This is a genomic window from Clostridium sp. OM05-9, from assembly GCF_003481465.1.
Classification (GTDB): Bacteria; Bacillota; Clostridia; order Lachnospirales; family Lachnospiraceae; genus Coprococcus; species Coprococcus ammoniilyticus.
Window position 1 is genome coordinate 548,932 of the sequence record NZ_QULF01000001.1, and the last position, 15,646, is coordinate 564,577.

General features: G+C 38.6%; 16 protein-coding genes. 15 read left to right on the top strand and 1 reads right to left on the bottom strand.

All coding sequences use genetic code 11. From position 1 onward, the window contains the following. Positions 1–116: 116 nt before the first annotated feature. Complete coding sequence (nudC, locus tag DXB77_RS02540) at positions 117–1,109, top strand: NAD(+) diphosphatase (RefSeq protein ID WP_118662577.1); 993 nt, start codon at positions 117–119, stop codon at positions 1,107–1,109. Positions 1,110–1,464: 355 nt separating this feature from the next. Further along, a complete protein-coding gene (locus DXB77_RS02545; protein ID WP_118662578.1) occupies positions 1,465–1,974 on the top strand; it encodes a flavin reductase family protein in 510 nt (169 codons plus the stop codon). A 1-nt stretch (position 1,975) separates the two neighbouring features. Here the strand turns inward: DXB77_RS02545 and DXB77_RS02550 are convergent, their stop codons facing one another. Beyond that, positions 1,976–2,863 carry a DegV family protein gene (locus tag DXB77_RS02550; protein WP_118662579.1) on the bottom strand — a complete coding sequence of 296 codons (888 nt, stop codon included), beginning with the start codon at positions 2,861–2,863 and terminating at the stop codon, positions 1,976–1,978. A 486-nt stretch (positions 2,864–3,349) separates the two neighbouring features. Between DXB77_RS02550 and DXB77_RS02555 the strand changes: the two genes are divergently transcribed. The 13 genes from DXB77_RS02555 (at position 3,350) to DXB77_RS02615 (ending at position 15,343) form a co-directional block, all read left to right on the top strand. Beyond that, complete coding sequence (locus DXB77_RS02555; protein ID WP_021944626.1) at positions 3,350–3,742, top strand: cytidine deaminase; 393 nt, start codon at positions 3,350–3,352, stop codon at positions 3,740–3,742. Between the two features lie 37 nt (positions 3,743–3,779). Further along, entirely contained in the window at positions 3,780–4,145 is a 366-nt protein-coding gene (locus DXB77_RS02560) for a cupin domain-containing protein (RefSeq protein ID WP_117807240.1), read from the top strand. 121 nt (positions 4,146–4,266) lie between these two features. Next, the gene (locus DXB77_RS02565; protein WP_007884694.1) at positions 4,267–4,704 is read left to right on the top strand and encodes a radical SAM mobile pair system MarR family transcriptional regulator; all 438 of its coding nucleotides are present in this window, start codon (positions 4,267–4,269) and stop codon (positions 4,702–4,704) included. Then, positions 4,701–5,390, top strand: coding sequence for a radical SAM mobile pair protein A (locus tag DXB77_RS02570; RefSeq protein WP_117822036.1), 690 nt, complete (start codon positions 4,701–4,703; stop codon positions 5,388–5,390). Before DXB77_RS02565 ends, DXB77_RS02570 begins: the two co-directional genes overlap by 4 nt. Continuing rightward, positions 5,378–6,286 carry a radical SAM mobile pair protein B gene (locus tag DXB77_RS02575; protein WP_118662580.1) on the top strand — a complete coding sequence of 303 codons (909 nt, stop codon included), beginning with the start codon at positions 5,378–5,380 and terminating at the stop codon, positions 6,284–6,286. The genes DXB77_RS02570 and DXB77_RS02575 overlap by 13 nt, the downstream gene beginning before the upstream one ends. 46 nt (positions 6,287–6,332) lie before the next feature. Then, on the top strand, positions 6,333–7,250 hold the full coding sequence (locus DXB77_RS02580; RefSeq protein WP_118662581.1) for an alpha/beta hydrolase: 918 nt from the start codon (positions 6,333–6,335) through the stop codon (positions 7,248–7,250). Between the two features lie 224 nt (positions 7,251–7,474). Next, on the top strand, positions 7,475–8,338 hold the full coding sequence (locus DXB77_RS02585) for an AraC family transcriptional regulator (RefSeq protein ID WP_118662582.1): 864 nt from the start codon (positions 7,475–7,477) through the stop codon (positions 8,336–8,338). A gap of 39 nt (positions 8,339–8,377) precedes the next feature. After that, positions 8,378–8,896: a DUF6144 family protein gene (locus DXB77_RS02590; protein ID WP_118662583.1), complete on the top strand. Its 519-nt coding sequence runs from the start codon at positions 8,378–8,380 to the stop codon at positions 8,894–8,896. Between the two features lie 257 nt (positions 8,897–9,153). Beyond that, the gene (locus DXB77_RS02595; protein ID WP_118662584.1) at positions 9,154–10,413 is read left to right on the top strand and encodes an ATP-binding protein; all 1,260 of its coding nucleotides are present in this window, start codon (positions 9,154–9,156) and stop codon (positions 10,411–10,413) included. 73 nt (positions 10,414–10,486) lie between these two features. Continuing rightward, positions 10,487–11,173: a response regulator transcription factor gene (locus tag DXB77_RS02600; protein WP_117807249.1), complete on the top strand. Its 687-nt coding sequence runs from the start codon at positions 10,487–10,489 to the stop codon at positions 11,171–11,173. After that, positions 11,170–12,018: a HAMP domain-containing sensor histidine kinase gene (locus DXB77_RS02605; protein ID WP_182432089.1), complete on the top strand. Its 849-nt coding sequence runs from the start codon at positions 11,170–11,172 to the stop codon at positions 12,016–12,018. Before DXB77_RS02600 ends, DXB77_RS02605 begins: the two co-directional genes overlap by 4 nt. A 126-nt stretch (positions 12,019–12,144) precedes the next feature. Next, positions 12,145–12,831 carry an ABC transporter ATP-binding protein gene (locus DXB77_RS02610; RefSeq protein ID WP_021938872.1) on the top strand — a complete coding sequence of 229 codons (687 nt, stop codon included), beginning with the start codon at positions 12,145–12,147 and terminating at the stop codon, positions 12,829–12,831. Continuing rightward, entirely contained in the window at positions 12,824–15,343 is a 2,520-nt protein-coding gene (locus DXB77_RS02615; protein ID WP_182439419.1) for an ABC transporter permease, read from the top strand. The genes DXB77_RS02610 and DXB77_RS02615 overlap by 8 nt, the downstream gene beginning before the upstream one ends. Positions 15,344–15,646: the final 303 nt, after the last annotated feature.

The window sequence follows — 15,646 nt, forward strand, 5'->3', positions numbered from 1 at the left end:
AATGATTCATGGTATAAATTCAAAAAGAAAGAAACAGGCTGGCTGATCCGCATATAAAAGCACTGATAATACAGATGTTTTCATATCGTATCAGACAGCCTGTCTGGTATAGGAAGATGATACAGGATATAGAACCAAAACGGTTTCATAATGAATATGCATATCGAAAACCGCCGAAGAATGATGATGTGATCCTTGCATTTTCCGAGAAACGGATTCTTGCCAAAAAGGTGGAGGATGAGTATGAGCTGGTCTGGCTCACTGTCTCGGAATATAAAAGCTATATAGGAATAAATGATACGGTCACGCAGGATGCATCATGGCAGGATAATCTGACCTACCTGTTTGTGATCGATGACAGACAGTATTTTCTGTATCGGCCGCAGGATCTTGTCCGGACAACAGAGCCTTATTATGTTGAAAGATCAGCGAATGGAGCAACTGATGTAAATTGGGGAGAGCGTCTGGAGATTCCGGGTTATGAATACCGGAGCATGTATAAGACCAGAAGCTGCAAGCCAAAGGAAGAAGTGCTTGCGGCGGCAACCGGATGGCATCTGCATCTGTGGTATTCGATGAACCGCTATTGTGGAGCCTGCGGAACGCCTGTGCTCCCGGATGAGAAAGAACGGATGCTCCGTTGTCCGTCCTGCGGACATCTGATCTTCCCAACGATCGCACCGGCAGTAATTGTCGGAGTGACAGATGGCAATCGTATCATTCTTACAACTTACGCTGCAAGAGAGTATAAACGATACGCCCTGATCGCCGGCTTTACGGAAATAGGTGAGACGGTAGAGGAAACGGTTCGGCGTGAGGTAATGGAGGAAGTCGGAATACCGGTTAAGAATATCCGGTATTACAAATCACAGCCGTGGGGATTTGACAGCAATCTGCTGATGGGATTCTTCTGTCAGGCAGACAGAAAAAAGTCAGATGAGCATGAACCGGAACTGACCATCGATCATGAAGAACTTGCAAGCGGCGAATGGGTAGAGCACGAGCAGATCCCGGACTATGGAGAACATCTGAGTCTGACACATGAGATGATGATGCAGTTTAAACGATATGGACAGGGTGTGTTTGATCTGAAAACAGACCAATCATAGGATTAAAACAGACCGATCACTATAAAAAATAAAAATAAAGTTATGGTATTTGATATTTGAATAAAATAAAAAAAATAATAAAAAAAGAAAAGCATAAGGTTAAAAATAATTTCATATATTATAAAACCTGCGTTTAAAAGTAATAAAAAACGATTTGTTTCTGAAAAGCTGTTGGTTGACAAAATAAAAGCGGATGGTATAATGAGCCAAAAACCAGCTGGTAATACCAGTGTACCATACGATTTTGCAATGAGGCATTGAGAATGATCAGTGCCTCATTATTGTATCAGGATGTGTTCCTGTTACAGTAAACACTTCAGGAACTGAGTAATCAGAAAAGTGAGGTATTATCAAGATGAAAGAAATCAATGCAGAGGAATTAAAAGGAAATCTGATCGAAATGATCAACAAAAAGTGGGCACTTGTAACTGCAGGAGATCATGAAAAGGCAAATACGATGACAGTAAGCTGGGGTTCCTTTGGTGAGTTCTGGTCAAAGCCTGTTATCACGATTTATATCCGCCCACAGAGATATACAAAGCTGTTTATCGATGAACAGAAGGAATTTTCCGTTTGTGTGCTTCCGGAAGAGTACAGAAAGGCACTGACTTATTGCGGAAGAACATCCGGTAAGGATGTAGCGGATAAATTTGCAGGAGCAGGGATCACCCTTGATTTCTGTGGTGATGTTCCGGTTATCAAGGAGGCAGGCATTACACTCATTTGCAGAAAAATGTGCGAAGGAGATATTGATCCTGCTACCTTTGCTGATCCTGAGGAAGGAGCAAAGGTATATCCGGATAAGGATTATCACAGATACTATATCGCAGAGATTGAAAAGGTACTTGTACCGGATGAATATTAAATTAATACGGGCGTTCGCGTCCGAGAAAGAACAGTCCGGCAGCGCCGGGACCGCAGTGGGATGCGGTAATTGTACCGGCATTTAAGATGCGTACCGGATGAGTGACATTCGGAAATGTCTGTAGGACGGAGTTCTTTAACAGATAGGCAAGCTCGGGGCAGGCAGCATGGGAGATGAAGCATTTTCCATTGTAGTCTGTCCCGTTTTCTGCGTAGTATTCCATCTCAGAGATCACCTCTCTTACGGCGCGCTTCTTGCCACGGACTTTTGTATAGGCATCTGCCATTCCGTTCTGATCCAGCCGGATCAGAGGATGAATGTTCAGGATCGATGCGATATGGGAAGCAGTGCCGCTGATCCGCCCGCTATGGTGCAGAAAGGTGAGATCGGTTGTAAAAAACTGGTGATGGATACAGGTACGATGCTTCATGATCCAGTCGGCAGCTGCTGCCAATGAAAGACCTTCATCCCGCATATCGGCAACGTAGTCTGTTAATAATCCATATCCCCCTGCACCGCAGAGAGAATCAATGATCTGTATCTGTTTTTCCGGATAGTTCTTTTTTATTGCTGCCGCCGCACGATAGGCATTATTTGCCGATCCGCTTAAGGCGGAGCTGAATGTGATATGAAGCACATCCCCCTTCTGTATCAATCCTTCAAAGAAATCATAATAGGAAGCTTCGTTGATCTGGGAGGTTGTAGGCAGCAGCCCTTTTTCCAACATCTTATAATACTTCGGCATCAGATCCGGATTTCGTTCCATGTTATCCTCGTATACATGTTCATGAATAACGTAAGTATAAGGAATGACCGCAATTTCCCGTTCATTCAGATAAGAATATGGCAGATCCGTTGTCGATTCACACGATAAGATAAAATGTCTCATGATAAAAACCTCCAATACATTTTCCGATATATTTTCGGTATTAGTATTTCCGGAATTGATGAAAATACTCTTTGAAAAAATTGTTATTATTGTGATTTCCTATAATATTATTTGTGATAACCATTCGCAAGAAAAAAAAAACTTTGGCGAATATTGTTTTCGGCAGAACTAATTCCGCTGCTTATATCCATAGGACTGATGATTTACTATAATAATCTTCCTGGATATGGATTTATGCCAGGACTAACTTATTTGGGAGAAATATTGTTTAGTTTTGGAGCGGTTGTTTTGTACTGTATAAGTTTCCTGATTTCTATATGCAGTTATATTGCAATTTCAAATAAACAAACTTAATTTGAGGTATTCCACTTGTGTGTTTATTTGAGTTCCTTGAATGAGCTTAAATATTATGTTAATATTTTAAAGAAGTTGGCGTGTAGTTGAGTAGAAAGATAAAGCGAAAGTTATAAGGGAGAACTGAAATTTATGGATAATAAATGGGAAGAGTTATACGATGCAGCAAAACAGGTATTAAAACCACGAGATGTTTCGAAAATTATTGAAGCAGGAGGAGTTGCTGCTGCGGTAGAATCTATATCGGGTAAAATTTATGTTGGGGTGTGCGTAGATACAGCGTGTACTTTGGGCGTATGTGCCGAAAGAAATGCTATCTTCAATATGATTACAAATGGTGAGGATGCTATTAAACGAGTAATTGCTATTGATGGAGATGGAAAAGCCATTCCACCTTGCGGAGCTTGCAGGGAATTTATGACACAGCTAATGCCAGAAGAATATCGAAAAATTGAGATAATGATGGATTATGAAAATGAGCGAATAGTAACGCTTGGCGATTTAACACCAGAATGGTGGATATAATCTTATTTTATCAAATCGGGAGTTGTGGAGGTATAGTATGGAATTCATAAGTAAAGAGAAGATAGTTGAATTATCAAATCCAGGAGTTGTTTCAAGACAACTATTAAATCCTGAAAATTCATCAAGTGAAAGGGTGACAATTACAGAGGTTCATCTTGAAATAGGTGCTTGCCAACCAAGACATACACATGATGCGTCAGAACAAATTTGGTATGCAACAAAAGGAACGGGTAAACTATTACTTGCAGATGAACAAGAAAAAGTGTTTACTGCTGGGGATGTTGTAAGATTTGCAGATAAAGATGTTCATGGTTTATTGAATGATGGTAATGAGAAATTTGTGTATGTATCAGTGACTGCACCACCAATAAACTTTGAATATGCATATAAGGATAAAAGATAGACAAATTTCAGTTTGGAGAATTGAAAAAAATGGAATTTACCTATTAAGACATATAAACTGTTGACAATAAAGCTCCTATATAGTATGTTATTTTAATAAACTACTATATAGGAGCTTTTGTATGGAAATGAATGGAGGATTTCTTGTCACCAAAATAAAACAGCTTGGAGACCGGATTTTCGAGAAGATTCTCAGTGAAAAGAATATTGATGCGTTTAATGGAGCCCAGGGGCGTATTCTTTATGTACTGTGGCAGGAGGATGGTATCTCAATCAGGTCACTCTCGACTAAATGCGGATTAGCGATAACATCTCTTACTACGATGCTGGAAAGAATGGAAAATCAAGGGCTGATAAGCCGTGTTCAGTCTGAAACGGACAAAAGGAAAACACTCCTGTTTCTGACTGAGAAAGCACATGCCTTGAAGGGCGAGTACGATTCTGTATCTGATGAGATGGGCAGTATTTACTACAAAGGTTTTTCAGAGGAAGAAATTATCCGGTTTGAGGAATGCCTCGACCGCATCAGAAAGAATCTTGAGGAGTGGCAGAAGTCATGAGTATTTGTATCAAAGATCAGATTCAGAACATGAATATCGTCATTGGCTGCATAGTGGGGTGTACATATTGCTATGCCCGCAACAACGTGAAACGCTGGCATATGATTGATGACTTCGCTGACCCTGAATTCTTTCCAGGTAAGCTCAAGATGATGGAAAAGAAACGTCCGCAGAACTTTCTTCTTACCGGCATGAGCGATCTCTCCGGATGGAAGCCGGAATGGAGAGACGAGGTATTTGCAAAGATCCGTGAAAATCCACAGCATCAGTTCCTGTTCCTTACCAAGCGACCTGATTTGCTGGATTTTGATACCGATCTGGAAAATGCGTGGTTTGGCGTTACGGTGACGAGGAAAGCAGAACTGTGGCGTATCGACGCTCTTCGGAAAAACGTCAGAGCAAAACATTACCATGTTACCTTTGAGCCGTTATTCGATGATCCCGGCACAGTTGACCTTTCCGGAATCAATTGGATCGTTGTCGGCACCATGACCGGAGCTCAGAGCAGGAAGATTCATACGGAACCGGAATGGGCATGGTCTCTGGCGGACCAAGCACATAAGCTCGGCATTCCGGTGTTTATGAAGGAAGACCTTGTCCCTATCATAGGGGATGAAAATATGATTCAGGAAATGCCGGAAGAATTTAATAAAGTGTTAGAGGAACAGAAATCATGGAAGAAGTAATAAATGGAATCCTCATTCGTGAGGTGGAAACAAAGAACATCATGACTAAGTCTAGTCTGCCGGTAGGCGGTTACTCGGTCAATCCCTATGCAGGCTGTACACATGCCTGCAAGTATTGCTATGCTTCTTTTATGAAGCGCTTTACCGGGCACAAGGAGGAATGGGGCACTTTCCTTGATGTGAAGCATTGGCCGGAAATTAAAAATCCGAAGAAATATGCCGGACAGCGGGTGGTCATCGGTTCTGTGACAGATGGCTACAATCCACAAGAGGAGCAATTCGGGAATACCAGAAAACTTCTGGAGCAGCTGATCGGCAGTGACGCAGATATTCTGATCTGCACAAAGTCGGATCTTGTGGTACGGGATATTGATCTGTTGAAGAAGCTTGGACGTGTAACCGTTTCATGGTCGATCAACACACTAGATGAAAATTTCAAGAACGATATGGACTCTGCTTCTAGCATTGAGCGCCGTATCGCTGCTATGAAGCAGGTATATGAAGCAGGTATCCGTACAGTCTGTTTCGTATCTCCGGTATTCCCCGGTATCACGAATTTTGAAGCAATCTTTGAGCGGGTAAAGGATCAGTGCGATCTGTTCTGGCTCGAAAATCTCAATCTTCGAGGCGGTTTCAAAAAGACAATTATGGATTATATCGCCGGAAAATATCCTGATCTTGTACCACTTTACGACGAGATCTATAACAAGCATAACCGCAGCTACTTTGAAGCACTTGAAGTGAAAGCTGAGAAAATGGCTAAGAAGTATGATTGTGCCTTTGTGGATAATGAAATGCCTTATGGCAGAGTCCCGCAGGGGCATCCGGTGATCGTAGATTATTTCTATCATGAGGAAATCCGTGGGACAGAGAATACCGGAAAAAGAAATCGCTAAATTCAAGTTTGTCGAACACATGAAAATTTGAATTTACAGGTGTGATATGGGAATACAGATTAGAGAAGCGAAAAGCGAAGAAATGCAAAAGAATATCCGTACTGTTAAACAAATGACCAAAGGAATGGGATTTGACGAAAACATGGGAAAAGTCAATTGGTCTTTTATAAGAGTGATTTCTAATTTTGGCTATCAATTCATGCCAAAGGAAAAAGGTGTAAAATATAAAAAAATCAGATTGGATAATGTAAAGGCAGTTGTTTCAGAATATGGACAAGCAAATAGTGAGAATATTATTATGTATATACATGGTGGTGGTTTTGTTTCAGGAAGTGCTTCATCATCAAAAGGATATAGTTCTATGCTTGCAAAGTATTCTGGCTATAAAGTAATTGCTATTGATTATTCGTTAGCACCAGAACATAGTTTTCCAAAAGGGTTTGATGATTGCTACAATGCTTTTTGTGAAATAGTAAGGCTATATCCTAATACCAAAATAACATTAGTGGGTGAGAGTGCAGGTGCTAATCTTTGTCTAGCACTTGCTTTGAAAACAAAGGAAATGGGAAAAGTTGCTTGTGTTTTAGTACATAGTCCTATTATTGATTTTACTGGTGGCATAGATAGGTCGGAATATAGAATTGATGATTTTACTGTAAAAGAAGGCTGTCTTAAACCGTTAAATGAAATATATGTTGGAGATAATATGGCAGATAATCCTTACATTTCACCTTTATTTGGTGATTTTCATGGTTTTCCACCAACCTTTATTACTTGTGATTCTAATGAGACATTATATGCAGATGCAAAAGCGTTATACCAAAAATGCGAGCAGGTGGGTGTGGATGTGGAGTTGGTAGAAGTAAAAGGAACATTTCATGCGTTTGCCACTATTGGTACGGGAACACCAGAAACAAAGCAAATTTTAGAAGAAAATATAATGTTTATGAAAAAATATATATAGTGCATAAATCACTTGAAAATTCCAGTTTGATGGAGTGACAAATTCCAGTAAGCTGGTGTGTTTAAGCGAGAGACGAATTTGATTTTTACTAATTGTTTATGTAAAGGAATGCCTTGTGATTATATCTGCGATAGTTGTGTAGTTGGACAAAAGAGAGCAAAATATGTCGGGACAAAAATATGCTTTGGAGATAAGATGTGTTTTGTAGGAAGGAGTAAATAAGCATGAGCTGGTTGGAAGATATCACTTCATCAATCAAATATATTGAAGGACATCTTACAGATGAACTTACTCTGGAAAAAATTGCTGCAAAGATTAATCTTTCGCCATTTTATTTTCAAAAAGGGTTTTCGATTCTTTGTGGAATTACGGTATCCGAATATATAAGAAATAGAAGATTATCACTTGCCGGCAGAGATTTGCAAACAGATGGTGTTAAGGTTATAGATGTAGCAATGAAATATGGCTATGATTCTCCAGACAGCTTTACGAAAGCCTTCACCAGATTTCACGGTATTACGCCTGCACAGGCGAAGTCCGGAGACGGTGAACTCAAAAACTACCTTCCTCTAAAAATACATGTATCTATGAAAGGTGGATTTGAAATGGAATGTAAAATTGTTAAAAAACCGGCATTTACTGTTGTCGGAAGTGCCAAAATTATTAAAAATGAAGAAGGGTATAAAGAATGCCCACAATTTTGGACAGAGCATTATGAAAAGGGAAACGGTAAGTATATTTGTGGTATGTATGGAATCTGTTTAGATGATGGAGCACCGGAAGGATTCTTCAAGTACATGATTGCTGATGATTATATCCCTTCAAAAGACATACCGGAAGAATTTGAAACGGTAGTTATTCCTGAAAATACATGGGCAGTATTTCCATGTAAAGGATCTATGCCGGAAGCGTTACAAAAAGTGAATACAGAGATTTTTAAGGAATGGCTTCCTGGGAATAGTGATTATGAAATTGCAGGAATGTATAATATAGAATACTACACCGCACCTTGTGATTATCCGAAAGGAAATCAGGATGAGAATTATTATTGCGAAATTTGGATGCCGGTGAAATCAAAAGAACCGTAGATTTTAGAATAATTAGTTAAATTCTTGCGAGGATATGATATGAATAAGGCCAAAAGAATAGTAGATAATATGGATTCTGAAAATGCATTTGCGGTTTGTTCGGAGATTGGAATTATTGATGAAAATGCAACACCGCTTAAGCAGGCAGGATATATTAATGAGCTTTTAAATACTACTGAGAGTATGAAGATATATATGACTGATACTATGCGAAAATGTGGTGGGTGCTGCTTGTCAACCAATGCTATAAAAATAGCAAAAAAATTATACGCTAAATCTAACGATATAGCAGAATTTTTGAATCTTCTGAATGAAGCAGATATTGGCGGAAGGAACTTACATATTTTTAAAGGAAAGATTATTGCTGTATACAAAAAATGTTATTGTAATATACCTAAAAAAGTTGAGAATATGAATAAAAAGTATTGTGAATGTTCTGCTGGTTGGTATATGCGATTGTTCTCTGAGGTTTTTGAAAAGAGTGTAACAGTTACTATTGTTGATACAATTGTCAATGGAGCTTCTGAATGTGTATTTGAAATATCAGATTATGTATAGACAGACAACTTCCAGTTTGATTGACTGATGATACACGGAAAATAGTATTAGAGCAGGTAACAGGCAGGTGGTCATATAACAGACGGCTTGCCGTTTTTGGTGTTTATATTATATATGAATACGGAAAGAGTCTAGAAGATGTTTGGGCATATATTAACCAAAATATCTTTTAGACGATTGCATAGTATTATGTTGTTGGGTATAATAGAAGATATTTAGGGATACAATAACCGAAATATCTTTTGGGAGAAAATGTCATGGTAAAAGAAATTAAAAGAGATTACTATTTAGAACAACTTATAAATCGTGAAGGAAATGGTCTGATTAAAATTGTAACAGGAATAAGAAGATGTGGAAAATCATATTTATTGCGAACGCTGTTTAAAAATCATTTGCTTGAAAATGGAGTGGATGAAAAACACATCATTGAAATGGCGTTTGATTTATTCGATAATATAGAATATCGAGATCCGAAAATCTTTTACCCTTGGGCAAAGAAACAACTTCAAGATAATGAAAAATACTACTTTCTTTTAGATGAAGTGCAATTACTGGATGAGTTTGTGAGTGTGCTTAACGGTTTAGCGGATAAGAAGAATTGCGATGTATTTGTAACGGGAAGTAATGCAAAGTTTTTATCCAGAGATATAGCTACTGAATTTGGCGGCAGAGGGGATGAGGTGCATATGTACCCTTTGAGCTTTTCGGAATTTATGAGTTGCTATGATGGAAATAAATATGATGGATGGAACGAATATATTACTTATGGCGGTATTCCGTTGGTGGTATTAGCTGAAACGGATGAGCAAAAAATGAATCTATTGGATAATCTGTTTCAGGCAACATATATCAGTGATATTGTAAAACGAAACAAAATCAGAAACGTTGGAGAAATGGAATCATTGCTTGATGTTTTGGCATCCGCAATTGGCGCGTTGACAAATCCTAACAAACTTCAGAAAACATTTAAAAGCGTAAACAATTCGAAAATTACAGCAACAACGATTACGAAATATATTGAATATTTGGAGGATGCTTTTTTAATTGAAGAGGCGAGCAGATATGATATTAAGGGAAAGTCCTATATCAGTACGCCAATGAAGTACTATTTTATGGATATGGGACTTAGAAATTCAAGAATTCATTACAGGCAAATGGAAGTGACACATTCTATGGAGAATGTAATTTACAATGAATTAAGAATGAGAGGCTTTCATGTGGATGTTGGCAATCTGACTGTTGTTGAAAAGGGGAAAGATGCAAAACTGGTAAAAAAGCAACTGGAAGTCGATTTTATCTGTAATAAGGGTTCTAAAAAATATTATATCCAGTCCGCGTATATGTTGGAGACCGAAGCAAAAATGGAACAAGAGATTCGTCCTTTTTTGAAAATAAATGATTCATTTAAGAAGATTGTAATTACATCTGATACGCCAAAACCATTTTATAATGATCAAGGTATTTTAATCATGAATGTGTATGAATTTTTATTAAATACAAATTCGTTAGAATTATAAATTACAGTTGTTGAGGGTTTAACGATATTTATAGGAAGATGTAATGGAAAGACAGAATTTAGGAGAGCCACCTATGACGAATGAAAAAAAGTGCATTTATATTATTGAAGATGATGCAACCATCAATCATGGTATAGAGCTTACTCTGGGAAATGAAAAATATGAATATCGGAAGTTTTATTCCTTAGGTGAGGTTGAAGACACAGAGCAGGCAGATCTTATCATTTTGGATATTAATTTACCGGATGGGAATGGATTTGACTTTCTAAAACAGTTAAGGAAGACTTCTGACGTACCGGTTTTGGTTGTGACTGCAAACGATACGGAATTGGATGAGGTGACAGGTCTTACCCTTGGAGCGGATGATTATGTGACAAAGCCATTTTCCCTGATGGCACTCAGGCTTCGGGTGAATAATCTTTTATCAAGGGCGTTAGCCGGGAAGCCTTGTGATGTTCCGAACCGATATGAAAAGCATGGGTTATTGTTTGATTTTGACAATCTGATATTCAAGAAAAATGATATGGAGATTGAATTAAGTAAGACGGAAATCCGACTGTTAAAGTATTTTACGGAGAATGAGGGAATTACCCTTTCCCGGGAAAAGCTGATTGATTATGTATGGCAGAATCAACAGTATGTGGATGAAAATGCCCTATCCGTCAGCGTGAAAAGATTAAGAGATAAAATAGAAGGCTCTGGAGAAAAGATAATCCATACGGTATATGGTATTGGTTATGTCTTTAAATGGGAAGAATGAAAATTAGAAGAAATGAATACGAGATTTTGAATCAAATGTTGGATGATGCAATTGCAGGTACCTTTGAGGAAAATTGCTTTGACGAAAGCGAGCTTTCAAAATTGCAGACAAAGTTTATGCGGTATCTGTCTACTGCATCCATGTCCGAGAAGAAGATTCAGGAAGAAAAAGACAATTTAAAGGAACTGATTACGAATATTTCCCATCAGACCAAAACACCTCTTACCAATATACTGATGTATTCGGAGCTTTTAACAGAGGTGGCAGCTACCGAGCAGGAGAAGGAATATGCCGGTGAGGTTTTTGCTCAGGGAAAGAAGTTAGAAAGCCTGATTGAAGCATTGGTAAAAATGTCCCGCCTTGAAACCGGTATTTTTCAATATCAAAAAAAGGAAACTGCATATCGGGAAATTATCCATAAGGCAGTGGAACAGGCACTTCCCAAAGCATCGGAAAAGAATATTTCCATTCTTGTAAGGGACGTGGGAAGGTACCGCTCCTATGTAGATGAAAAATGGGTAATTGAAGCAGTCTATAATATTCTGGATAATGGGATTAAATATTCCGGAGAGGGTACTACCGTTTATATTGAAGAATTCTCTTATGAGTTTTTTTCGGGTATCCGGATTACAGATCAAGGTATCGGTATATCAGAGGAAGAAATTCCTTTGTTGTTTGGAAGATTTTACAGAGGAAGGTCCGCACATGACAAAGAAGGAATTGGTGTTGGATTGTTTCTGGCACGGGAGATTGTAGAAAACAACGGAGGCTATATCAAGGTCACTTCACAAGTGGGAACGGGTTCGAGATTTGATGTCTGTTTTCCAAATATTTCAACATTGTAAGATTTGAGAAAGAATCTGGAAAGAAGGATAAGCTATGCTGGGTATGAAAAACAGATACCCGGCATTGTTTATTTTATGAGAAGCGTATTTCTCATAATTTGTGGGAATCGGAAAGGAAAAGGGAAAATGGAAATTTTAAGAACAGAGAATTTGAAAAAATATTACGACCAGAACATGGTCTGTGTAAAGGCACTGGATGGAGTGAGTCTTTCTGTGGAGCAAGGGGAATTTGTGGCAATTGTGGGAACCTCCGGAAGTGGAAAGTCGACCCTTTTGCATATGCTTGGAGGCTTAGACCGTCCTACCTCCGGAACCGTGCTGGTGGACGGAAAAAGGATATTCGATCTGGAAGATGGGGAGCTTACGATTTTCAGAAGAAGAAAAATCGGCTTTGTTTTTCAGGCATATAATCTTGTGCCGGTATTGAATGTATATGAAAATATTGTACTTCCCATACAGCTTGACGGAGGAGTTGTGGATACGGATTTTGTGGAACAGATAATTGATATATTAGGTCTTTCCGAAAAAATCAACAGCCTTCCAAACCAGCTTTCCGGCGGGCAGCAGCAAAGAGTTGCCATCGCAAGAGCACTGGCAACAAAACCATCCATCATTTTGGCAGATGAACCTACGGGAAATCTGGATTCAAAAACAAGTCAGGATGTGCTGGGGCTTTTGAAGGTGACAGGTCAGAAATTCAAACAGACCATCGTTATGATTACCCATAATGAGGAAATTGCCCAGATGGCTGATCGGATTATCCGGATTGAAGATGGACGGATTATATCGGGAGGGGGAGATACCAATGCGTAAGGTTGATAATCACCGCTGTATCACCAATATCAGTAAAAAAAGTATGTTGGCAAATAAAAAGAGAAATGGAATCCTGCTGGCTGCCATTATATTAACAACGGTAATGCTTACAACATTGTTTACGGTTGTAAACAGTCTGATAAAGTCATATGAGACTTCTACCTGTTATCAGGTCGGAACCAGTTCCCATGCAGGATTTAAATTTATGACACAGGAAGAATATGATGAACTGGCAACAGATAAAAAAATACACAACTTATCTTATAATGTTATTATTGGTAATCTGTTAAATGAAGAATTAAAAAAAGATTATACAGAGATTCGATATACCCAGGAATTGAATGCCAAACAAAGCTTTGCTTATCCGGAAATGGGAAGCCTTCCTGAGAAGTACAATGAGGTGGCAGTCTGTACAAATGTTTTGGATGATTTTGGTATTCCTCATGAATTAGGACAGATTCTTCATCTTAAAATTTCCAATGGTTTTGACACCTATGAAGGAGATTTTACGGTGTGCGGTATCTGGGAAAAACCGGCAGAAACCATAGCAAATCAGATTTTTGTGTCAAAGAAATTTCAAGAAAGCTTTGCTCCGGTCTGGAAAGACAGAGAGGATTATAACAAGTTTTTGAAACAAAATTCTTATGCCGGTGCCATGAATTCGGACTTTGATTTTCCTTCGACTTTTAATATATCCGCACAGATGGATGCCTTAAAGGAAAGACATGGGTTCGGTGATGAGATAAATGATGGTATTAACTGGGCATATACAACAAGCTCCATTGATGCGACTTCCGTGCTGATTGTTTTGATTTTGCTTACCTTGATCATGTTATCGGGATATTTGATCATTTATAATATTTTTCTGATTGCGGTAACGGCGGATATTCATTACTATGGTTTGCTTAAGACAATCGGTATGACGAATACACAGTTAAAAAAACTGGTGCTGAAGCAGGCAATGCTTTTAAGTGTGATTGCGATTCCCGTTGGTATGATTTTGGGATATGTGCTTTCTCATATTGTCCTGCCGTTGATTGCTGAGAATATAACATCTGAGGCATGTAAGGTTTATTCCAATCCTTTTGTATTCCTGTCATGTGCTGTTTTTGCATGGGTTACAGTCCGAATCAGTTGTGCAAAACCATGCAGAATTATCAAAAAAATATCTCCGGTAGAAGCGGTGGAGTTTAATGACTGTCAGGTAGAAAAATTGTCTCAAAGGAAAAAGGCAAAGAAGGTAAATCCGTTTTCTATGGCATGGGAGAACTTGAAAAGAAATAAGAAGAGATCTACGGCGGTAATTCTTTCCATGGTTCTTAGTATTTTAATGATAAATGTAACGGTATCCATTGTGTCCTGTTTTGATGAGGATAAATATATTTCTACTTTTGCAGGCAGTGATATTTCAGTGGCTGATGCAACCTTGTATAATTCCCATTCTTTGGAAACGGTATTGGATGGCGTGACTTTTCAGGATATGGAGGCACTGGAGAAAATGGATGGTATTACGGAATGTGGAGCCATTTATATGTCTGAGATACAGCAGAAGGTGGATGGTACTTCATGGGAGCGGTTGAAAAGGATTTATGAGGAACATAATGACTGGTTTGTGAGTGGGCAGGATCAAAAAAACTGGTTTGATTCCCTCGTCTATGACCAAAAACAAATTGATGCTCATCTGTATGGTGTGGATAAGATGATTTTTGATGCTATGGAATTGGACACAGAGGTAGTGGACTGGGATACATTTTGTTCCGGTGATTACGCAATTGTTTCTTCCATGACAGAGGAAGGGAGCAATGATTCCGGGTTTGCACTTTATCAGGTGGGAGAAAAAATACCGGTAGAATTGCCAAGTGGTAAGGTAAAAGAGTATGAAGTAATTGCTATTGGGGATGTACCATACTCTATGGGCCCAAAGCACAGTCACGGAATGGATGTCTATGTAACGATTCCTTCAGAGGAATACCGGAAGGTTGTTCCGGACTCAAAAGGAGCAATGCAGCTGTTGATGAATCTGGATAAGGAACATCTGCAGGAGGCAGAAAGCTATGTGGAACAATATTGTGAGACAGTAAATGAGGATTTGGATTATCAATCCAGAGATATGTATTTGAAGGAATTTAAGGATACCGTGCGGATGTTTTTAATTGTAGGAAGTGCTCTTAGTGCAATTCTTGCTTTGATTGGTATTATGAATTTTATAAATCTTACTTATACATCCATTCATGAACGAAATCAGGAGCTTAAGGTGTTATGGTCTGTTGGAATGACAAAAAATCAGATAGCATCCATGCTTTCCTTTGAAGGAATATTGAGAATGTGTCTGGCATTTGTATTTGTGCTTTCCGTAGGACAGCTTTTAAATTATTTGATTGTATATGCCATTGCAGGAGGTACCATAATGTTCACCTATCATTATGTTGTATGGCCGATGTTTGCCTGCATACCGGTATTCCTGTTGATTGCGGCAAGTGTTCCAAGATTGATGACAGGGAAAATAGTTTAATTGTAAATCGTGCCAACGATTACTTGACAGTAACCAAAAAGGAACTCTTACTTTATTGCAGTAGAAACTTATGGTATAATTTTTTTATTGGAATGGGGACAAAATAATGATAAAGGCGTATTGATACCGGAACATGTATTGGGAAAAGTATGAATGCCGGGGGGTTACATGAAGACAAAAATAAAGTAATTAAGTTACGATAAAGTGATGGGTTTACCGGAACGGATACACCATAAGCCGGTAAGACCCAATCCATTGTTGCGGTAACTGATATTAGCATTGTCAAAAGGGGAATTAAAGCAG